Below are 19,412 nucleotides of genomic sequence, written 5' to 3' on the forward strand. Positions count from 1 at the left end.
CCGTGTACCACCCGCTGTACCACCCGCTGTCGGACGGCTGGACCCTGCGACCCGCCGTCCCCGCCGTCGTCCCCTCCGCGGTCCTGGACGCCGGAGCGGTGCCCGCGACCGTGCCCGGCTGCGTCCACACCGACCTGCTCGCCGCGGGCCTCATCGACGACCCCTACCTCGACGACAACGAGAACCGCCTGGGCTGGATCGGCGACACCGCCTGGACCTACGCCACCGCCTTCACCTGGACGCCCGACGGGCACGAGCGCACCGACCTCGTGTGCGAGGGCCTGGACACCGTCGCCACGGTCACGCTCAACGGCGTCCGCCTCGGGCGCACCGCCAACCAGCACCGCTCCTACCGCTTCCCGGCGCGCCACCTGCTGCGCGAGGGCGACAACACGCTGGAGATCCGCTTCGACCCGGCCCCCGCGTACGCCGAGGCGTGGCGGGCGGCCCTCGGCGAGCGGCCCGGCGCGTACGCGGCGCCGTACCCGTTCGTGCGCAAGGCGGCCTGCAACTTCGGCTGGGACTGGGGCCCCGCCCTCGTCACGGCCGGCCTCTGGCGGCCCGCCGGGCTGGAGAGCTGGAGCGGCGCCCGCCTGGCCGAGGTCCGGCCCGTGGTCCGCGTCGAGGGAGGCCGGGGGGAGGTGGAGGTGCACGTCCGGGTCGAGCGGACGTCGGAGGAGCCGCTGGCGGTGACGGCCGAGGTGGCCGGGGCGAGCGTCGAGGTGCCGGTCCCCGCCGGGCGGCGCCGCGCGGTCGCCCGCCTGTCGGCGGACGACCCGGCGCTGTGGTGGCCGCGCGGATACGGCGCCCCGCACCGCCACGACCTGACCGTCCGGCTGCGCGACGCGCGCGGCCGGGCCGCGGGGGAGTGGCGGCGGAAGATCGGCTTCCGGACCGTCGAGCTGGAGCCCGAGGAGTTCCGGCTGTCGGTCAACGGCGTGCCGGTGTTCGTGCGCGGCGTCAACTGGATCCCCGACGACTGCTTCCCGGCCCGCGTCACCCGCGACCGCCTGGCCGCGCGGTTCGCCCAGGCCACCGGGGCCGGCGTCAACCTGCTGCGCGTGTGGGGCGGCGGCCTGTACGAGAGCGAGGACTTCTACGACCTGGCCGACGAGCTGGGCCTCATGGTCTGGCAGGACTTCCCGTTCGCCTGCGCCGCGTACCCGGAGGAGGAGCCGTTCCGCACGGAGGTGGAGGCCGAGGCCCGCGAGAACGTCACCCGCCTGGCCCCCCACCCCAGCCTCGTGCTGTGGTGCGGCAACAACGAGAACCTGGAGGGACACGCCGACTGGGGCTGGCCCGAGCGCCTGGAGGGCCGCACCTGGGGCGCCGGCTTCTACCACGACCTGCTGCCGTCGATCGTCGCCGAGCTCGACCCCACGCGGCCGTACTGGCCGGGCAGCCCCTACTCCGGGTCGCCCGAGCTGCCGCCCAACGACCCGGCGAGCGGCACCGTGCACATCTGGGACGTGTGGAACCGCGAGGACTACACCCGCTACGCCGCCTACACCCCGCGCTTCGTCGCCGAGTTCGGCTTCCAGGGCCCGGCGGCGTACGCGACCATGCGGCGCGCCGTCAGCGGCGAGCTGGCCCGCGACGCGCCGCTCGTGCTGCACCACCAGAAGGCCGACGACGGCGACGGCAAGCTGCTGCGCGGCCTCGGCGACCACCTGCCGCGGCCCGCGACGTTCGACGACTGGCACTGGCTGACCCAGCTCAACCAGGCCCGCGCCGTCACCTACGGCATCGAGCGCTTCCGCGCGCTCGCCCCGCACTGCTCCGGCACGATCCTGTGGCAGCTCAACGACTGCTGGCCGGTCACCTCCTGGTCGGCGGTGGACGGCGACGGGCGGCGCAAGCCGCTGTGGTACGCGCTGCGCCGCGCCTACGCCGACCGGCTGCTCGCCGTGCTGGACGGCGAGGTCGCCGTCGTCAACGACACCGACCGGCCGTGGCGGGGCGAGCTGCTGCTCGTCCGGCACGGGCTCGGCGGCGAGCCGCTGGCCAAGGAGGGCGTCCCGGTCGACGCGCCGCCCCGGTCGGCGGCCCGGGTCCCGCTGCCCCCGGCCGTCGGCGCTCCGGGCGACCCGCGCCGCGAGCTGCTGGTCGCCCGGCTGGGCGAGAGCCGGGCCGTGGGCTTCTACGCCGAGGACACCGCCGTGGACTTCCCGCCGGCCGCCTACGAGGCGCGCGCCGAGCCGGTCGCGGGCGGCTACCGGGTCACGGTGACCGCGCGGACGGTGCTGCGCGACCTGGCGCTGTTCCCCGACCGGCTCGATCCCGCCGCCTCGGTGGACGACATGCTCGTCACCCTGCTGCCGGGGGAGTCGGCGACGTTCACCGTGGCGACCGGTCAGGAGCTGGATCCTGGCGCCCTGACCGGCCACCCCGTCCTACGGTGCGTCAACGAGACTGCGCCCTGACGCGTGAACAGGGCCGTCCTGCTCCGGCAGGGCGGCCCGCGCGGCCACCTCCACCCGGCCGTCCACCACCCGCGCCGGATAGGTCGGCACCGCCGCCCCGGGCTCGTCCAGGCAGGCGCCCGTGACCAGCGAGAACACCTGCTTGTGCAGCGGCGAGGCCACCGTCGGCTCGCCGCCCCGGGTGCCGACGATGCCTCGGGAGAGCACGTGGGCGCCGCTGAACGGGTCGAGGTTGCCGATCGCGTGCACGGCGCCGTCGAAGGTGCGGAAGACGGCCACCTGCTCGCCGCCCACCAGGGCGCACACGCCGCGCTCCGGCAGCAGGGCGTGGTAGTCGCACACGGTCGTCCAGGTCGCGGGAAGGGTCATGGTCATGGGGTCACCACCATCGGCTTGATCTGGTCACGTTCGCGTTCGAAGACGATCGAGGGGTCGGGGACGCCGGGGGCGTTGACGAAGCTGACGAAGCGGCTCAGCTTCTCCGGGTCCTCGATGGTGGCGCGCCACTCGTCCTCGTACGTGGTCACGTGGTGCGCCATCTGGGCGTCCAGCTCGGCGCACAGCCCCAGCGAGTCGTTCACGATCACGTCGCGGACGTGGTCGAGGCCGCCCTCGATGGACTCGATCCAGGCGGCGGTGCGCTGGAGCCGGTCGGCCGTGCGGATGTAGTACATGAGGAACCGGTCGATGGTCCTGACCAGCTCCTCCGTGGACAGGTCGGAGGCGAACAGGTCGGCGTGGCGGGGCTTGAAGCCGCCGTTGCCGCCGACGTACAGGTTCCAGCCCTGCTCGGTCGCGATGATCCCGAAGTCCTTCGAGCGGGCCTCGGCGCACTCGCGGGCGCAGCCCGACACCGCCGACTTCAGCTTGTGCGGGGCCCGCAGGCCGCGGTAGCGCAGTTCGAGGGCGATGGCCAGGCCCACCGAGTCCTGCACGCCGTAGCGGCACCAGGTGGAGCCGACGCACGACTTGACCGTGCGCAGCGCCTTGCCGTACGCGTGGCCCGACTCGAACCCGGCGTCCACCAGCCGCTTCCAGATCTGCGGGAGCTGCTCGACGCGGGCGCCGAACAGGTCGATCCGCTGCCCACCGGTGATCTTGGTGTAGAGGCCGAAGTCGCGGGCCACCTCGCCGATCACGATGAGCTTGTCCGGCGTGATCTCGCCGCCCGGGATGCGCGGGACGACCGAGTAGGTGCCGTTCTTCTGGATGTTGGCCAGATATGCGTCGTTGGTGTCCTGCAGCGCCGCCCGCTCGCCCTCCAGCACGTGCCCGTTGTGCAGCGAGGCCAGGATCGAGGCCACCGTGGGCTTGCAGATGTCGCAGCCGCGCCCCGTCCCGTGGTGGGCGATCAGCTCGGAGAACGTCGTGACGCCGCGGACGCGGATGATGTCGAACAGCTCGGCCCGCGAGTAGGTGAAATGCTCGCACAGCGCCTTGCTGAGCTCGACGCCCGACCTCTCCAGGAGCTGCTTGAGCATCGGCACGCAGCTCCCGCACGTCGTTCCGGCCCGCGTGCACGCCTTGATCCCCGGGACGTCGGTCACGCCCTTGTCGGCGACGGCGGCCCGCACCGCGCCGGCGCTCACGTTGTTGCACGAGCAGACCTGCGCCTCGTCCGGCAGGTCCAGGTCGGCCGCGCCCGTCCCGGTGAACAGCAGGTCGGCCGGCGCGGCCGGCAGCGGCTTGCCGACGAACGGCCGCAGCGTCGCGTACGGCGCGGCGTCGCCCACGCAGATGCCGCCGAGCAGCGTCCGGGCGTCGTCGCTGATGAACAGCCTCTTGTAGACGCCGCCCACCGGGTCCATGTACGTGACGTCGAGTGCCCCGCTCATCGCGCCGAACTGGGCCACCTCGACACCGAGCAGCTTCAGCTTGGTCGACAGGTCGGCCCCCTCGAAGACGGCCGTCCCGCCGAGGACCCGGTCGGCGGCCACCTCGGCCATCGTGTTGCACGGCCCGACCAGGCCGTAGACCTGGCCGCCGGCCAGCGCGCACTCGCCGATCGCGTACACGGCGGGGTCGGAGGTGCGCATGCCGGCGTCCACCACGACGCCGCCGCGCTCGCCCACGTCGATCCCGGCGGCCCGGGCCAGCTCGTCGCGCGGCCTGATCCCGGCCGAGAAGACGACGATCTGCGCGTCGAGCAGGGTGCCGTCGGGCTTGCGCAGGCCGGTCACCCGCCCTTCGGCGTCGGTGACGATCTCCTGGACGCCCGCGCCGGCGTGGACGCTCAGCCCGAGGCCCTCGATGTGGCCCTTCAGCACCGCGCCGCCGCCCTCGTCCACCTGGCGCGGCATGAGCCACGGGCTCATCTCCACGATGTGCGTGCGCAGGCCCAGGCCGCGCAGCGCGTCGGCCGCCTCCAAACCGAGCAGGCCGCCGCCGACGACCACGCCCTCCGCCGCGCCGTCCGACGCCTCCCGGATCGCGTCGAGGTCGTCGATGGTGCGGTAGACGTGGGCGTGCTCCGCGCCGGGCACCGGCGGCACGAACGGCGCCGACCCGGTCGCCAGGACCAGCACGTCGTACGGCACCGTGGCGCCCCCGGCCGTGGTGACCGTCCGCGCCTGCCGGTCGATGCCGGTGACCCGGGTCCCGAGCAGGGTCTCGACGCCCTCGGGCACCTCGTAGGTGAGGTCGGCGAGGCTCGCGCCGGTCAGGTACGAGGTCAGCGCCACCCGGTCGTAGGCGGGGCGGGGCTCCTCGCCGATCACCGTGATCCGGCCGCCGAAGCCCCGCTCGCGCAGCGCCTCCACGAACCGGTGGGCGGTGGGCCCGTACCCCGCGACGACGACTCGGCTCATGCCGAAACTCCTTCCTGCTCACACAGCCAGCCGACGATGCCCTCGACCGCGTCGCGGCACGTGCCGCAGCCGGTCGTGGCCCTCGTCGCCGCCGCTATCCCGGCCACGTCCCGCGCGCCGGCCTCCCAGCACGCCCGGATCTGGCCCTTGGTCACGTTGTTGCACTGGCACACGCGGGCCGCGTCCGGCATGAGCGTCGGGCTGTCGGCCACGTGCGCCGCCGACGACAGGCCCGGGAACAGCAGCCCGGCCCGGTCGCCCGGCAGCGTGCCGCCCCGGTCGAACAGCTGCGTCAGCGTGCCGACCGCGTCGCTCTCGCCCAGCAGGATCGCGCCCACGAGCCGGCCGTCGCGGATGACGAGCTTGCGGTAGGTGCCGCGGGCCCGGTGGCTGAAGCGCACCACCTCGGCGTGCTCCTCGGTGAGCTGCGTCTCGCCCATCGCGGCCAGCTCCACGCTCTTGGCCTTCAGCCGCGTCACCAGCCGCGAGCCCCGGTAGAGCGCCTTGCCGCCGGTGATGACGTCGGCCGCGACCGTGGCCTGCTCCCAGGCCGGCGCCACCAGGCCGTACACCGTGCCGTCGTGCTCGGCGCACTCGCCGATCGCGAAGATCGACGGGTCGTCGGTGCGCATCTCGTCGTCCACGACGACGCCGCGCCGCACCTCCAGCCCGGCGTCGGCGGCCAGGCCGGTGAGCGGGCGCACGCCGCAGGCCAGGATCACCAGGTCGCCCTCGACCAGCTCGCCGTCCGCCAGCGCCACGCCGTCCGCGCGCACCTCCCGCGCGGTCACGCCGGTGCGGATGTCCACGCCCAGCCCGGCCAGCGTCTCGCCGAGCACCTGCCCGGCCTCCACGTCGAGCTGGCGCTCCATCAGGTGGCCGGCCAGGTGCAGCAGCGTCACGGGCAGGCCCCGCCCGGCCAGGCCGCGGGCGGCCTCGATGCCGAGCAGCCCCCCGCCGACGACCACGGCCCGCCGGCTGCGCCCGGCGGCCGCCAGGATGCGCTCGCAGTCGTCCAGCGTGCGGAACGGGATCGCCCGCTCCACGCCGGGGATGGGCGGCACGACCGCCTCGCTGCCGGTGGCCAGGACGAGCACGTCGTACGGCACCCGCCGCCCGTCCTCGGTGACCACCATGCGGGCGTCCCGGTCCAGGCACGTGACGGCGCTGCCGAACACCGCCTCCACCCGGTGCGCGGCGTACCACGACGGGTCCACCAGCCGCACCTGGTCGGGCCGGGTGGTCCCGGCGAGCACGTTCGACAGCAGCACCCTGTTGTACGGCCGGCACGTCTCGGCGCCGAGCACCGTGACCGCGACGTGCGGGTCGCGCGCCCGCACCTCGCTGACCAGCCGCGAGCCGGCCATGCCGTTGCCTACGACGACGAGTCTCATGCGACCCTCTCCACTCTGACGGCGCACACCTTGAACTCCGGCATCCGGGAGACGGGATCGAGCGCGGGGTTGGTCAGGCGGTTGACGCCCTCCCAGTGGAACGGCATGAACACCGTGTCGCGCCGGATCGCGTCGCTGATCCTGGCCACCCACCGGCCCTCGCCCCGCCTGCTGCTGACCCGCACCAGGTCGCCGGCGCCGATCTCCAGCTCGCCGGCGAGGTCGGGGTGCAGCTCCACGAACGGCTCGGGCGCCGCCTCGGCCAGCGCGGCGATGCGCCGCGTCTGCGCGCCGCTCTGGTACTGGGCGAGCACCCGGCCGGTCGTGAGGTAGAGCGGGTAGTCCTCGTCGATCTCCTCGACGGCCGGCCGGTGCTCGACCGCCACGAACCTGGCCCGGCCGTCCGGGGTGGCGAACCGGTCGAGGAACGGCCGCGGAGTGCCGGGGTGGTCGGGGGAGGGGCAGGGCCAGAAGACGCCCTTCTCCCGCTCGATCCGGTCGTACGTGATGCCCGCGTAGTCGGCGAGCCCGCCCGCGCTGGCCCGGCGCAGCTCGTCGAACACCTCGCGCGGGTCGGCGGAGAACGCGTGCCCGAACCGCTTGGCCAGCCCCTGCAGCAGCTCCAGGTCGCCGCGGACGCCGTCGGGCGGCCGGACCGCCTGGCGGCGCAGCAGCACCCTGCCCTCCAGGTTCGTCATCGTGCCGGTCTCCTCGGCCCACTGGGTGACCGGGAAGACCACGTCCGCCATGGCGGCCGTCTCCGACAGCACGACGTCGGCCACCACCAGCAGGTCCAGGCCGCGCAGCCGGTCGGCGACGTGCCCGGAGCGGGGCGCCGACACGACCGGGTTGGAGCCGAACAGCAGCAGCGCCCGCGGCCCCTCCGGGGTGCCGAGCGCGTCCAGCAGCTCGTAGGCCGAACGGCCGGGGCCGGGCAGGTCCTCGGGCGACACCCCCCACACGCGGGCGACGTGCTCGCGGGCGGCCGGGTCGTCGATCCTGCGGTAGCCGGGGAGCTGGTCGGCCTTCTGGCCGTGCTCCCGCCCGCCCTGGCCGTTGCCCTGCCCGGTCAGGCAGCCGTACCCGGAGCCCTCCCGGCCGGGCAGGCCGAGCGCGAGCGCCAGGTTGATGAACGCGGTCACCGTGTCGGTGCCCTTGGCGTGCTGCTCGGCGCCGCGCCCGGTCAGCACGACCCCGCGCCCGGCCGAGGCCAGCGCGCGGACCGCCTGCCGCATGCGGGGCACCGGGACGCCGGTGATCCGCTCCACCCGCTCCGGCCACCACGCGGCGAGCGAGGTGCGCACCGCGTCGAAGCCGGAGGTGCGGGCGGCGACGTACTCCTCGTCCACGAGCCCGTCGGCGATCGCCAGGTGCAGCAGTCCCAGCGCCAGCGCCAGGTCGGTGCCCGGGGTCGGCTGCAGGTGCAGCCAGGCGAGCTTGGCGGTGGCGGTGCGGCGCGGGTCCACGACGATGAGCCGCGGCCCGTTCAGGTGCCGCACGAACGGCGGCATCGTCTCGGCCACGTTGCCGCCGGCCAGCAGCACCACGTCGGCCTCGGCGAGGTCCGTGATCGGGAACGGCATGCCGCGGTCCATCCCGAACGCCCGCGACGAGGCGGCCGCGGCCGACGACATGCAGAAGCGGCCGTTGTAGTCGATCTGGCTGGTGCCGAGCACCACCCGCGCGAACTTGCCGAGCTGGTAGGCCTTCTCGTTGGTCAGCCCGCCGCCGCCGAACACGGCCACGCCGTCGGGGCCGTGCTCGGCGCGGATCTCGGACAGCCGGCCGGCCACGTGGTCGAGCGCGGTCTCCCACGAGACGGGCCGGCCGTGCAGGAGCGGGGTGGTCAGGCGCGCGCCGCCGGTCAGCAGCTCGGCCGCGGTCCACCCCTTCTGGCACAGGGCGCCGCCGGCGTTGGCGGGGATGTCGGTCCGGGGACTGATCACCGCCTCGGCGGTGATGGCCATGCCGCACTGCAGGGCGCAGTAGGGGCAGTGGCTCGGCACGGGAAGGTCCGTCATGTCTCAGACCCGCGCGTGGGCGAGGCTGGCCACCCGCGAGACGCCGACCGTCCGCGTGTAGCACCACCAGGTCAGGGCGAAGCAGGCCGCGTAGAAGGCGCCGAAGGCGGCCAGCGCGGTCGCGGGGCTGCCGGTCTGCGCGAACGACATCCCGAACGCCCGGTTGATGAGGAACCCGCCGAGCGCGCCGACCGCCGAGATGATGCCGATCGCCGCCGCGGCCTGCCGCTTGCCGTACAGCAGCGCCTCCTCGCTCTGGCCGCGCTCGGCGACCGCCTTCGCCTGGAAGATCGCGGGGATCATCCGGTACGTGGAGCCGTTGCCGATCCCCGCCGTGACGAACAGCACCTGGAAGGCCAGGAAGAACGGCCAGAACGCGCCCGCCTCGACCGCCAGCCAGACCAGCGCGACGCCGGCGCCCATGCCGGCGAAGTTCCACAGCGTGACCGGGGCGCCGCCGAGACGGTCGGCCAGCCAGCCGCCCACGGGCCGGATCAGCGAGCCGACCAGCGGCCCGGCGAAGGCGACCGCCGCCCACGGCGAGTCCGGGAACAGGCTCTTGGCCAGCAGCGGGAACGCCGTCGAGTAGCCGATGAACGAGCCGAACGTGCCGATGTAGAGGAACGACATCACCCATGTCTGGGCGCGCCCGGCCACCGCGAGCTGCTCGCGCGGGCTGGCCTTGGCGCTGGCCAGGTTGTCCATGAAGAACCACGCGCACCCGGCGGCCAGCAGGATGAACGGCACCCAGAACCACCCCGCGGCGGCCAGCCCGAGCCCGCCGATCACCAGCGGCATGACGAGCTGCACGGAGCTGACGCCGATGTTGCCGCCGGCGGCGTTCAGCCCGAGGGCGACGCCCTGCCGGGAGCGGGGGTAGAAGTAGGTGATGTTGGCCATGCTGGAGGCGAAGTTGCCGCCGCCGACACCGGCCAGCGCCGCGATCAGCAGGAACAGCCAGTACGGCGTCCCCGGGTCCCGCACCGCCACCCCGAGCAGGACGGCGGGGACCAGCAGCATGAGCGCGCTGAAGGTGGTGAAGGTGCGCCCGCCGAAGCGCGCCGGGCCGAACGTGTAGGGCACCCGCAGCGCCGACCCGATCAGGTTGGGCAGCGCGACCAGCCAGAAGAGCTGGTCGGTCGAGAACTGGTAGGCGCCCATCCTGGTCGCCACGATGCTCCACAGGGTCCAGACGGTGAAGCCCAGATGCTCCGCGAAGATCGAGAAGATGAGGTTGCGCCGTGCGATCCTCTTGCCCGTGGTCTCCCAGAAGGTCTCGTCATCGGGGTGCCATTCGGCGAGCCACCGCGCCATCATCTCCTCCTACGCTCTTCCTCTTACTGGTCGCCGAGCGTAGGAAGCGCGGGTTACGCACTCGGACGGGCCGTGGCGGTGGTCCGGTTACGTGTGTCGCACGGTTGTAACAAGGCGCACACATGGGTAACGCGCGAAACACGTCGGCAACAAAGGCACTGTGAGAACGGACTTCAGAGGCGCTTCGCGCGACGGGGCTCGGGTGCCGGGGCTCTGAAGGCGAGGTCCTCACGGGGCGCGCTTCGCGCGATGGGGCTCGGGCTGTGACTGTGGGGGAGCCGAGCTCCCCCACACCCCCTTGCCGGTGGCCTCCGGCCCCCGGACCCCCGAGCGCCGGCCGGCTCGACGGGAAAGACTTGGTGACAGAAGACGCGCCCAACGGATGGCGAACCTCTTATCACCGAGATCGAGGCAGACGCTGAAGTACATACTTCTCTCAAGGGGCACACTGCTCCCCCCTTCGACCTTTTGAGCCGAGCAAGTACGCAACAGAAGCGCAATGAGGAGCACGCAGACCCCGCCCCCTGCGGGGACCGGACGAGCCGAGATCCGCAGATCGCCACCAGCCTGCCGGCCAGGGCGGAGCGGGCGGGCAATGATCCCTCACCAGTATCTGTTCCGAGTCGGCGGCCCTTGCGGGCGTCGGCGGAGATGGGTTGACCTGTACCCCAGGGGGCGGGTTTAGGGTTCCGGCCATGTCTGATCACTCTGTCGTTCTGTTCTCCTACGGCACGCTGCGCCAGCGTGAGGTGCAGCTTTCAGTGTTCGGCCGCGAGGTGAGCGGCACTCCGGACCAGTTGCCCGGCTATGAGCTGTCCATGGTGGAGATCTCCGATCCCGAGGTCATCGCGATCAGCGGTGCCACGCATCATCCGATCCTGCGGGCCACGGGAAGCGCCGCCGACGTCGTGGAGGGCACGGCGCTGCGCCTGAGCGAGGATGAACTCGCCGCGGCCGACGACTACGAGGTCGACGACTACCGGCGTGCTCTCGTGCCGCTGGCGTCGGGTCTGCACGGCTGGGTGTACGCGGCTGATCACGACGGGCCGGGAGCATGACGGCTGATCACGGGGGGCCGGAGGAGGCCCGTCGGGTCGCGGGCCTGGTGGCGGCGCAGGAGAAGGCCATCGCCCTGTTCGACGAGGTGGAGGCACGCGGACTGGTCGTCCCCGGAGCCGGGGAGCGGGAGGTGAGCGACCGCATCCGGGACCTGGCCAACGACATGTTCGGCACGACCAAGCACTGGCACAAGCGGATCATCCGCTCCGGGCCCAACACCCTGCTCCCGTACCGGGACAACCCGCCCGATCGCATCATCGGTGAGGACGACGTCGCCTTCGCCGACTTCGGGCCGATCTTCGAGGAGTACGAAGCCGACTTCGGCCGCACGTACGTCTTCGGCGACGACCCGGACAAGCACCGGCTGCTGCGCGACCTGCCGCGCGTCTTCGACAGCGGACGCGCGGCCTTCGCGGCCGATTCGGACATCACCGGCCGGCAGTTGTACGCCGAGGTGGAACGGCTGGCGGGCGAAGCCGGCTGGGAGCTCGGCATCTGGCACGCCGGGCATCTCGTGGGGGAGTTCCCGCACGAGGTGAACGACGGCGCGAAGGCGGAGTCCTACATCACCCCGGAGAACGACACCCCGCTGCGGCGCACCGACCGGGCGGGGAAGACCTGCCACTGGATTCTGGAGCTGCACTTCGTGGACCGGGCTCGCGGCTTCGGCGGCTTCTACGAGCAGTTGCTCGATCTGGCGTGACCACTGCCCCGGCGGCTGTGCCCCACGGGGCCGGCTGGTGCGTTGACCTGGGTCTCGAAGCGTGGGTCTAGGGTTTCGGTCATGCGAGTGGGTGAGTTGGCGCGGCGTACCGGTGTCACGGTGCGGGCGTTGCGCTACTACGAGGCGGCCGGCCTGGTCGTCCCGCGTCGCTGCGCCAACGGCTACCGGGAGTACGACCCGATCGCGGTGCGGCTCGTGGAGCAGATCCGGTCGCTGATGGCGTTGGGCCTTCCGGTGGAGGAGACGCGACCCTTCGTCGAGTGCCTGGTCAGCGGTGCCGACGCCGGTGATCTGTGTCCGGCGTCGCTGGCCACGTACCAGCGGGCCATCGACCAGATGGAGCAGCGCATCGCGCAGCTCGCCGAACAGCGTGACAGGCTGCGCGGCCGGCTCGACGTGGCCGCGCAGCTCATGATGCGGCCGCAGGCCGGCCGGCGGCGGGTCGTCGCGGCCGTGGACCCGGCCAGGCTGGTCGGGACTGAGCTGCCGGACCTGGAGCTGGTGGCAACCGATGCGAGCAGGGTCCGCGTCCAGGCGCTCGGCCATGGGCGCAGCGTGCTGTTCATGTATCCGCTGACCGGGCGGCCCGGCGTGGACCTGCCGCAGGGCTGGGAGACGATACCGGGCGCGCGGGGCTGCACCGAGCAGGCGTGCGGGTTCCGCGACCATCACGACGACCTGCTGAAGGCCGGTGCGGCGCGGGTCTACGGGCTGTCGGCGCAGTCGAGCGGGTATCAGCGGGAGGTGGTGCACCGGCTGCGGTTGCCGTACCCGCTGTTGGCCGACCCGCGCCTGACCCTGGCCGCCGCTCTCGGCCTGCCCACACTCGATACCGACGAGATGACGCTGTACCGCCGGCTGACCCTCATCGTGGCCGATGGCCGGGTCGAGCATGTGTTCTTTCCCGTCGAGGAGCCGGCCGGCCACGCCGAACAGGTCATGCGGTGGCTGGTGGAGCATCAGGCCTGAGAGGGAGAAGGCGGTCCCAGTGGTGCGATCGCCTCCGCCGGCGGGCGCGCTTCGCGCGGGGAAGCCCGGGCTATGACTGTGGGGGAGCCGAGCCCCCACACCCCCTTGCCGGTATCCTCCGCCGCCGGACCGCGAGCGCCGGCCGAATCACCGTGGCGCCCAAGGCCCACCGGCCCTAACGTTGCTCCATGTCCGAAATGCCATCACGGGTCGAACTGCGCCCGCTCACCCTCTCCGACCAGGACGAGTTCTGCTCGCTCGTGCAGGCCAGCGCCGAGCTGCACCACCCATGGATGCAGCTCCCCGCGACCGCCGAGGACTTCAAGGCCTGGATGCGCCGCTTCGACGACGGCCTCAACCTGGGCTTCCTGATCCGCGTCCGGGAGACCGGCGCGACCGCCGGCACGGTCAACATCAACTCGATCATCCGGGGCCGCTACCAGGGCGCGTCCCTCGGCTACGCGGCCTTCGCCCCATCTGCGGGGCAGGGTTACATGACCGAAGGGCTGACCCTCGCCCTCCAGCACGCCTTCACCGACCTGCGGCTGCACCGACTCGAAGCCAACATCCAGCCGGGGAACAAGGCGTCCCTGGCCGTGGCCCAGCGCCTGGGCTTCCGCTACGAAGGGCTGTCGCCCGCCTACCTCTACATCGACGGGGCCTGGCGCGACCACGAACGCTGGTCCATCACCGCACCGAACCCCTGGGAACCCGACCCCTCCCTTCCGAAGGTATGAGCCACACGGCGCCGCCGGTGAAACACGTCCTGCCGGGACAGCGTGAAGGCTGACGCCGTAGGCCAGGCCATGGGCGACCTGGACCGGGTCGATGCCCCTGGTCACGAAGAGCGCCTCCGGGCGGCCGTTCTGGGGCCACGGGGCTTCGCGGCAGGGCAGGGAGACTCCGGGAAGCAGTATGTCGGCGACGGCCGCCGCACGGTCACCGTGGCATTGGGTCGGAGTTTTAGGTCATATGACCTATAGTGCTGGTCATGAGCGATATGTTGCGTCTGGACGAGACGGGACCCGTGCTGGTGGTCGGTGGCTACGGCACGGTGGGGGCGGAGCTGGCGGCGATGGCGGCCCCGCGGTGGCCGTTGCTGCTGACCGGCCGCTCCCCCCAGCGGGGCCGGGCCGTGGCCGACAGCCTGGGGGCCGAGGTGCGGCGCTGGGACCTGGCCGACCCGGAGGGGTTCTCGGCGTCGGTGCGGGCGGTGGTCAGCGCGGTCAACGACCCCGATGACCGGGTGCTGCGTGCCGCGCTGGCCGCGGGTGTGCCCTATGTCGACATCACCCGGTGGACCACGCGGCTGCAGCGGGCCGCCACGGTGGCGGCCATGGCGGGTCCCGACGCGCCGGTCCTGCTGTCGTCGGGCTGGATGGGCGGGGTGACCAGCCTGGTGGCCGCGGCGCTGGCGGCCGAGCTCGGCGGGGCGGACCGCGTGGAGGTGGCGATCCGCTGGGACCTGGCCGACCGGGCCGGGGCCGACTCGGTGGAGTTCATGGACCGTCTCGGCCTGGACTACGAGGTGGTCGAGGAGGGCCGGCGACGGCTGGTGATGCCGCTCACCGACACCCGCCGCGTCCAGATCGGCGACACGATGACGTGCGTGGCGCGCATCGACACCCCAGAACAGTTCACGCTGCCGCTCGCCCTGGGCGCGACCACCGCGACGACCCGCATCGGGTTCAGCTCGACCGCCACCACCTCGGCGCTGCTGGCGGTCAAGGGCACCGGCCTGTTCCGGTGGGGGCGTGGAGAGCGTTTCGCCGCCCTGCGCCGCGCGCTGCTGTACTCGCCGGGCAACGGCGGCACCGCCCGGGTGCGCGTCGATGTCGCCCACGGCGATCGGAGCGCGGCGGCGACCGTCAGCGACCCGCGCGGTCAGGCCCATCTCACCGCGGTCGGCGCGCTGGCGGGCCTGTCTCGCGTCCTGGGCGCCGACGGCGCCCCCGCCCCTCGGGGCGTGGTCTTCCCCGAGATGACCCCTCGTCCCGCACAGGTCCTGGACATGCTCAAGGAGACGGACGTGATGGTGCTGCGCCATCTCACCACCGTGAGACGGGTGGCCTGATGAGCGGGCAGCCGGCGCGTGACGAGCACACCCCGCCGTTGACCGCCAAGGGCGACGACCGGCGCCGCGCGCTCCTGGACGCCGCCGAGCACATCCTGATCGAACAGGGCAACGCGCGGTTGTCGATGCGGGCCGTCGCCGCCACCGCCGGAGTGCGGCTCGGCCATCTGCAGTACTACTTCCCGGCCCGCGCCGACCTGATCCAGGCGGTCCTGGCGCGGGCGCTGGAACGTTCGCTGGACCGGCTCACCCGCACCACCGGGGCGCCCGCCGAAGCGCCCGCCGGTGCGCCCGCCGGAACGGCCCTGGACGGTGACCCGGCCGACCTGGTCGCCGCGCTGCTGACCGAACACGCCGACCCGCGCCTGACCCGGCTGTTCGCCGAGATCTGGGCGCTGGCCGCGCGGGACGACGCCGTCGCCTCCGTCGCCCGCGCGTTCTACCGCGACTACCGCGACCACGTCGCCACGGTCATCGCCCGCGCCAACCCGGGTCAGCCCGATGCCGTGAACCTCGCCCGGGCGGAGGTCCTGGTCATGCTGCTGGAGGGAGCGTCCCTGTTCCGCTCGGGCATCACGGGCGACCGCTCCGCCGCCACCGACACCGAGCTGGTGCGGACCGCTCTGCGTCTGCTCGGCGATGCCGCTCACGAGCGATGAGACAGGTCACTTCCCCGTCGCGAGGGTTCGTGCGCGTTCTGCACCACGAGGACGATCTTGCCCCTGGCCCGGCCGGTCTCGCTGAGCTCGTGCGCCTCGGCCGCCTGCGCCAGCGGTAGGGCGGCATGCGGATGTCCACCACGGCGACGTCGGGCCGGTGCTCGTCCATCGCGGCGAGGAGTTCGGGCGCCGTCCCGGCGGTGGCCACCACCTCGCACCCGCGGTCTGCGAGCAGCTCGACCATGCCGCCCCGGAGGATGACGGAGTCCTCGGCCACTACCACGCGCAGGTGCCGGTCGATCACGTTGCCACTATCGGCGCGCGGCTGACGGCGGGCGCTGCCCGGTGCCGCGATCGAGCGGGTTCCGCGGGCTGGCAGCCCGGCGGTGCCGGCCGCCACCATCTCGCGTGACGGGGCCAGCGTGTCGGTGAACACGGCCCTCACCGCGGCCTCGTCCCGCTCCTGGACGAAGTCCTGACGGTCGCGGACCTGGACCGGGTCGTGCTGGTGGGCGATTCGCCGGGCGCGGCGGTGGCGCCGGCAGCAGGCTCACTTCGGATCGCGGCGCGGGCGCTCGCGTCTCCCGGCGGTTTCCTACATCTCTCGGTTGCCCCGGCGCTCGTGCTGGCGCGGTGTAGTGGCTGTTGCGTCCCACGGCCGACCACACCCGCCCACGGCACAGCCCGGTGAGAAACGTCGGGCTGTGCCGCCTTGATCTTGGTCCTTGAGGTCCGTACCTCCGCCCCCGATACCGCATTGTGTGCGTTTCTCGGTCGGGACACACGATCGGGCAGCTATCGGGGGCGGGGGGAAGAGTGGCAGTTGGATGTACAGGCCAGCCTGACGTGATGGTCCAGCTCGCGTACACACTCGGGACACGCGCGGCTGGCCGTGGGGACGAACGGCATGGACCATTCCAGGACCGGCAAGGGGCGGGCCGGATTCCCGCACAGGCTCTCGGTCGAGTCAGCCGGTACGGCATGGTAGGTGAGCCGGTGACGAGCCCCGGAGATCCCGAGCCGGTAGGGATGGGCATGCTGCGGCTGCCCGACGCTGTAGTGGATCTCCAGGTCATCCCAGTGGACGGGCCAGCGGAGCACCCCACCGGGTGACTCCTCAGGCTCGCCGTCGAGTTCGATCAATGCCAAGGCTCCGTGCCGCAGGATGCCCGCCACTATTCCTTGCCGTCCGATCAGACACGTTGCGTTGTCACGAGTCCGAGCCGGGCTGTGCAGCAGCCGCACGATCACGGCCCGGCGCCCCACCTTCGACCACGGCGTGCTCACCGCACGCTCCCGTCTTCACAGCGTGTGGAGGAGGCGAGATCGGCGATCACCTCCGAGTACGAATGGTTGCTGTGAAGCTCGGCATAACGGAAGGCCACCCGCCGAGCGGCCCGCACAGGTTCGACGGCCGCATGCCAGGCGTACACCACGCTTTTCCGGCGTATGTCCCAGCCTGCACGCCACCAGTACCGGTCGCAGTCGCACCACACCACCAGGCCGACCCAGACCGACACGAGCGCCAGCCCGTACCCGTCATGGACGTCGGCGGCGATGCCGTGATCCTTGAGGGCCGTTTGCAAGCGTTCGGCGGCCAGGACGGGGAGGGGTGTCATGCTCGCGTGCTCGGCGGGAACGCTCATCGGTAGTTCCTCCTGACGCCGGTGATCCGGTCAGCAGGAACCGTAGGCAAGCCCGAACAGGGCGGCCCGCAGTGTTGTGAAGGTCAAGAACCCGCAGAAAAGTGCGGGTCAGACGATGCCGGCACGCTGCGCCAGAGGCCGGAGTTCGGGTGTGCTCGCCCGATGTTCACGCTTGAGCAACTGCGTCAGCAGTTCGCGGGGCCGCCCGCCGTACCGTACGAGTTCGGGCGAGAGCTGTTCGGCTTGCAGGAGCATGTTCACCGACGCGGCGTCCTTGCGCTGCACCGCGTACGCCCGAGCCATGTCCAGGTGGACCTGTGCCCGCCGTCCGACGAGACCCGATGCCAGCGCCGACAGGTTCAAGGACTCCCCTGTCCTGATCGCCCGCCGCGCGTCGCCGAACTCCACGGCCGCCGAGACCTCGTGAATGGCCACGCTCGTCATGCCGAAGGCCGTCCAGAAGTCGTTACGATCTCCACCGATCGTCTCGGCGGTGCGTCGTGCCTGAGCGAGGAAGCTCTCGACACCGGCCCGGTCGTAGGCCGCCGCAGCGGCCGTGACGGCCACCAGATAGAGCGCGCCCAACACGGGCAAGGATCGGGGGCCACGGCGCAGAGAGTCGGCGGCCTGGAGGACAAGCTGTAGGGCCCGCTCCGTCTCACGCAGCCGGGTCAGGACATAGCCGAGCCGATACGCGCTCACAGCGACCAGCAGCGGCCGGTCGGCCTCCTCCGCAGCGGCAAGGGAGCGATCCGCCGCCACCCAGGCCAGCTCTGGTTCGCCCACACGCCGGAGCGTGGTCGTGACGCAGTGGTACGTCAGCGACCGGAGCGTCTGATAGGCCCGGCGCGCACCTACGGGAGCGTGTCTGCTGCCCAGTTCGGTCGCCACGATCAGGCGTGGCAGCCTGCGCCCGACCTCGTCATAGCGCGTCGCCTGGTAGAGGGCGTTCACCCTGCGGATCTCGTGGTGGAGCCAGACGAGGGATTCCACCGATCCTCCGGAGCGATGGAGGAGGACAACCCGTCGTAGCCCATCATGGCCCGCCGGATGCCGGGAGCAGCCTGGTAACGCGTCATGGCGGTGCTCTTCTTCGCGGTGAGTTCATCGACGGGCAGGCCCAGGATCTCGGCGAGGGCGTTGATCACGGTGTGGTTGTCCACCGGGCGTTGCCCTCGTTCCACCTGACTGAGCCAGCTCTCGGAGCGGCCGACGAGGCCGGACAGGACGGCTTGCGACAGGCCCCGCCGACGGCGTGCGCGAGCGATACGCTGGCCGATCGCCTGCCGGGCGTCCATGACATCACTCCCGCGAGTGTCGCTCCCGAACCACGCTGCGCAACTCCTGCATGATGCGTTCCCAGGATGGCATGCGGGACTCCGGTGGGGCATCGGGATCGAACAGGACCCGCACGCCCATCTCTTCAAGGCAGGCGACGTTGCGGGCGAAGGCGACATGCCGGGCGAGCGGCGCCTTGAGCAGGGGCACAGCGAGGATAGGCACGCCGAAGCCCATCACCTCGCACAGCAACCCGACCGCGAACGTGTCGGCGATCCCGCCCGCCCATTTGTTGATCGTGTTGAACGTGGCCGGAGCGACGATCACCGCGTCGGCCGGAGGCAGCCCTTTGGGCTCCCCTGGCATCCGGTACGCACTGCGCACCCGGTCACCGGTCAACCGATCCAGTTCGGGGACGTTGACGAAGCGTTCGCCCATCGGTGTCGTGACGACATGCACCTGCCACCCGGCGGCCTGAGCCAGCGGAACCAGGTGATGCACGTCGGCAGCCGCAGGCGCCCCACAAGCGATCACATAGAGGACGCCGCGCGTCGCCGGCTCAGCTCCCATAGGCCGTGATCCTAATCCGAACGTTGCCTGGCGATCCGCCTTGCGGTGGCGATCCGGTCCCGGGCGACCTCGGCCCAGAACGCCTCTCCGTTGCGGTGACCGCTTCCCGCGTAGGTCCACTCCGCCAAGATGAAGGTCTTGTCCGGGGTGGGTTCCGGCAGGCCGAGGAGGAGGCGTGCCTGCTCGGCGCGGTAGTCGGCGCGAGCCCGGCGCAGGTCACCGAGCCTGATCGAGTAGTGGCGCGACTTCGTGGAGAAGTGTCCCCGATAGCCGAGCATGTGCGCCCACTGCCGCAAGGGCACGTCCCGATATTCCGGCAGGTCCGCCAGCGCGAAGCAGGTGTAGATCATCCGCCGGGCGTGCTCGGTCACGTCAAGACCGGCCACCTCCCAGGCGTTGCGGATCGGCCGGTCCAGTGTCCCCGCAGACTCGGCGCCCGGGCGATGCCTGACAGGAGGTAGCGGTGTTCCCGTA

17 protein-coding genes and 2 pseudogenes are annotated in these 19,412 nt (G+C 72.3%); 7 read left to right on the forward strand and 12 right to left on the reverse strand.

The genetic code is table 11. From position 1 onward, the window contains the following. Positions 1 to 2: 2 nt before the first annotated feature. Positions 3 to 2,423: a glycoside hydrolase family 2 protein gene (locus HD595_RS31195; RefSeq protein ID WP_253781379.1), complete on the forward strand. Its 2,421-nt coding sequence runs from the start codon at positions 3 to 5 to the stop codon at positions 2,421 to 2,423. Here the strand turns inward: HD595_RS31195 and nirD are convergent. The 5 genes from nirD to HD595_RS31220 are packed head-to-tail and all read right to left on the reverse strand — an operon-like array spanning position 2,394 to position 9,962. After that, positions 2,394 to 2,798 (reverse strand): nitrite reductase small subunit NirD, encoded by a 405-nt coding sequence (gene nirD, locus HD595_RS31200; protein ID WP_253775235.1) that lies wholly within the window; start codon positions 2,796 to 2,798, stop codon positions 2,394 to 2,396. The genes HD595_RS31195 and nirD overlap by 30 nt on opposite strands. Then, the gene (gene nirB, locus HD595_RS31205) at positions 2,795 to 5,230 is read right to left on the reverse strand and encodes a nitrite reductase large subunit NirB (RefSeq protein WP_253775237.1); all 2,436 of its coding nucleotides are present in this window, start codon (positions 5,228 to 5,230) and stop codon (positions 2,795 to 2,797) included. Before nirB ends, nirD begins: the two co-directional genes overlap by 4 nt. Further along, positions 5,227 to 6,624, reverse strand: a complete 1,398-nt coding sequence (locus tag HD595_RS31210) for an FAD-dependent oxidoreductase (RefSeq protein ID WP_253775239.1) — start codon at positions 6,622 to 6,624, stop codon at positions 5,227 to 5,229. The genes nirB and HD595_RS31210 overlap by 4 nt, the downstream gene beginning before the upstream one ends. Further along, positions 6,621 to 8,645: a molybdopterin oxidoreductase family protein gene (locus HD595_RS31215; RefSeq protein ID WP_253775240.1), complete on the reverse strand. Its 2,025-nt coding sequence runs from the start codon at positions 8,643 to 8,645 to the stop codon at positions 6,621 to 6,623. Before HD595_RS31215 ends, HD595_RS31210 begins: the two co-directional genes overlap by 4 nt. Positions 8,646 to 8,648: 3 nt before the next feature. Further along, positions 8,649 to 9,962, reverse strand: coding sequence for an MFS transporter (locus tag HD595_RS31220; RefSeq protein WP_301309654.1), 1,314 nt, complete (start codon positions 9,960 to 9,962; stop codon positions 8,649 to 8,651). A 692-nt stretch (positions 9,963 to 10,654) separates the two neighbouring features. Here HD595_RS31220 and HD595_RS31225 point away from each other — a divergent pair. The 6 genes from HD595_RS31225 to HD595_RS31250 all read left to right on the forward strand — a co-directional run bounded on the left by HD595_RS31225 (position 10,655) and on the right by HD595_RS31250 (position 15,444). Beyond that, a complete protein-coding gene (locus tag HD595_RS31225; protein WP_253775242.1) occupies positions 10,655 to 11,017 on the forward strand; it encodes a gamma-glutamylcyclotransferase family protein in 363 nt (120 codons plus the stop codon). Further along, a complete protein-coding gene (locus HD595_RS31230) occupies positions 11,014 to 11,721 on the forward strand; it encodes a M24 family metallopeptidase (RefSeq protein ID WP_253775244.1) in 708 nt (235 codons plus the stop codon). The genes HD595_RS31225 and HD595_RS31230 overlap by 4 nt, the downstream gene beginning before the upstream one ends. Before the next feature lie 81 nt (positions 11,722 to 11,802). Continuing rightward, positions 11,803 to 12,711, forward strand: a complete 909-nt coding sequence (locus tag HD595_RS31235; protein WP_253775246.1) for a redoxin family protein — start codon at positions 11,803 to 11,805, stop codon at positions 12,709 to 12,711. 188 nt (positions 12,712 to 12,899) lie between these two features. Continuing rightward, the gene (locus HD595_RS31240; RefSeq protein WP_253775248.1) at positions 12,900 to 13,448 is read left to right on the forward strand and encodes a GNAT family N-acetyltransferase; all 549 of its coding nucleotides are present in this window, start codon (positions 12,900 to 12,902) and stop codon (positions 13,446 to 13,448) included. 254 nt (positions 13,449 to 13,702) lie between these two features. Beyond that, complete coding sequence (locus tag HD595_RS31245) at positions 13,703 to 14,785, forward strand: saccharopine dehydrogenase family protein (RefSeq protein WP_253775250.1); 1,083 nt, start codon at positions 13,703 to 13,705, stop codon at positions 14,783 to 14,785. Next, the gene (locus HD595_RS31250; protein WP_253775252.1) at positions 14,785 to 15,444 is read left to right on the forward strand and encodes a TetR/AcrR family transcriptional regulator; all 660 of its coding nucleotides are present in this window, start codon (positions 14,785 to 14,787) and stop codon (positions 15,442 to 15,444) included. The genes HD595_RS31245 and HD595_RS31250 overlap by 1 nt, the downstream gene beginning before the upstream one ends. Here the strand turns inward: HD595_RS31250 and HD595_RS46940 are convergent. The 7 genes and pseudogenes from HD595_RS46940 to HD595_RS31285 all read right to left on the reverse strand — a co-directional run. Further along, the gene (locus HD595_RS46940) at positions 15,432 to 15,662 is read right to left on the reverse strand and encodes a zinc-binding dehydrogenase (protein WP_308211375.1); all 231 of its coding nucleotides are present in this window, start codon (positions 15,660 to 15,662) and stop codon (positions 15,432 to 15,434) included. The genes HD595_RS31250 and HD595_RS46940 overlap by 13 nt on opposite strands. Then, positions 15,578 to 15,847, reverse strand: a pseudogene (locus HD595_RS46945) (helix-turn-helix domain-containing protein); the annotation flags it as partial. The pseudogene HD595_RS46945 and the gene HD595_RS46940, both read right to left, overlap by 85 nt. Before the next feature lie 880 nt (positions 15,848 to 16,727). Beyond that, positions 16,728 to 17,090 carry a hypothetical protein gene (locus tag HD595_RS31265; protein WP_253775254.1) on the reverse strand — a complete coding sequence of 121 codons (363 nt, stop codon included), beginning with the start codon at positions 17,088 to 17,090 and terminating at the stop codon, positions 16,728 to 16,730. Between the two features lie 108 nt (positions 17,091 to 17,198). After that, complete coding sequence (locus HD595_RS31270; RefSeq protein ID WP_253775256.1) at positions 17,199 to 18,083, reverse strand: XRE family transcriptional regulator; 885 nt, start codon at positions 18,081 to 18,083, stop codon at positions 17,199 to 17,201. Continuing rightward, entirely contained in the window at positions 18,041 to 18,388 is a 348-nt protein-coding gene (locus HD595_RS31275) for a helix-turn-helix domain-containing protein (RefSeq protein ID WP_253775258.1), read from the reverse strand. Before HD595_RS31275 ends, HD595_RS31270 begins: the two co-directional genes overlap by 43 nt. A 4-nt stretch (positions 18,389 to 18,392) precedes the next feature. Beyond that, positions 18,393 to 18,938, reverse strand: coding sequence for a flavoprotein (locus HD595_RS31280; protein WP_253775260.1), 546 nt, complete (start codon positions 18,936 to 18,938; stop codon positions 18,393 to 18,395). Positions 18,939 to 18,949: 11 nt separating this feature from the next. Beyond that, a pseudogene (locus HD595_RS31285) lies at positions 18,950 to 19,360 on the reverse strand (replication initiator); the annotation flags it as partial. Positions 19,361 to 19,412: the final 52 nt, after the last annotated feature.

Source organism: Nonomuraea roseoviolacea subsp. carminata (assembly GCF_024172185.1).
Classification (GTDB): domain Bacteria; phylum Actinomycetota; class Actinomycetes; order Streptosporangiales; family Streptosporangiaceae; genus Nonomuraea; species Nonomuraea roseoviolacea.

Coding starts and splice junctions, on each gene's coding strand:
- HD595_RS31230 (WP_253775244.1), top strand. CDS start 11,014: ATGACGGCTGATCACGGGGGGCCGGAGGAGGCCCGTCGGGTCGCGGGC.
- nirD (WP_253775235.1), bottom strand. CDS start 2,798: ATGACCATGACCCTTCCCGCGACCTGGACGACCGTGTGCGACTACCAC.
- nirB (WP_253775237.1), bottom strand. CDS start 5,230: ATGAGCCGAGTCGTCGTCGCGGGGTACGGGCCCACCGCCCACCGGTTC.
- HD595_RS31245 (WP_253775250.1), top strand. CDS start 13,703: ATGAGCGATATGTTGCGTCTGGACGAGACGGGACCCGTGCTGGTGGTC.
- HD595_RS31225 (WP_253775242.1), top strand. CDS start 10,655: ATGTCTGATCACTCTGTCGTTCTGTTCTCCTACGGCACGCTGCGCCAG.
- HD595_RS31220 (WP_301309654.1), bottom strand. CDS start 9,962: ATGATGGCGCGGTGGCTCGCCGAATGGCACCCCGATGACGAGACCTTC.
- HD595_RS31240 (WP_253775248.1), top strand. CDS start 12,900: ATGTCCGAAATGCCATCACGGGTCGAACTGCGCCCGCTCACCCTCTCC.
- HD595_RS31265 (WP_253775254.1), bottom strand. CDS start 17,090: ATGAGCGTTCCCGCCGAGCACGCGAGCATGACACCCCTCCCCGTCCTG.
- HD595_RS31250 (WP_253775252.1), top strand. CDS start 14,785: ATGAGCGGGCAGCCGGCGCGTGACGAGCACACCCCGCCGTTGACCGCC.
- HD595_RS31275 (WP_253775258.1), bottom strand. CDS start 18,388: ATGGACGCCCGGCAGGCGATCGGCCAGCGTATCGCTCGCGCACGCCGT.
- HD595_RS31210 (WP_253775239.1), bottom strand. CDS start 6,624: ATGAGACTCGTCGTCGTAGGCAACGGCATGGCCGGCTCGCGGCTGGTC.
- HD595_RS31280 (WP_253775260.1), bottom strand. CDS start 18,938: ATGGGAGCTGAGCCGGCGACGCGCGGCGTCCTCTATGTGATCGCTTGT.
- HD595_RS31235 (WP_253775246.1), top strand. CDS start 11,803: ATGCGAGTGGGTGAGTTGGCGCGGCGTACCGGTGTCACGGTGCGGGCG.
- HD595_RS31215 (WP_253775240.1), bottom strand. CDS start 8,645: ATGACGGACCTTCCCGTGCCGAGCCACTGCCCCTACTGCGCCCTGCAG.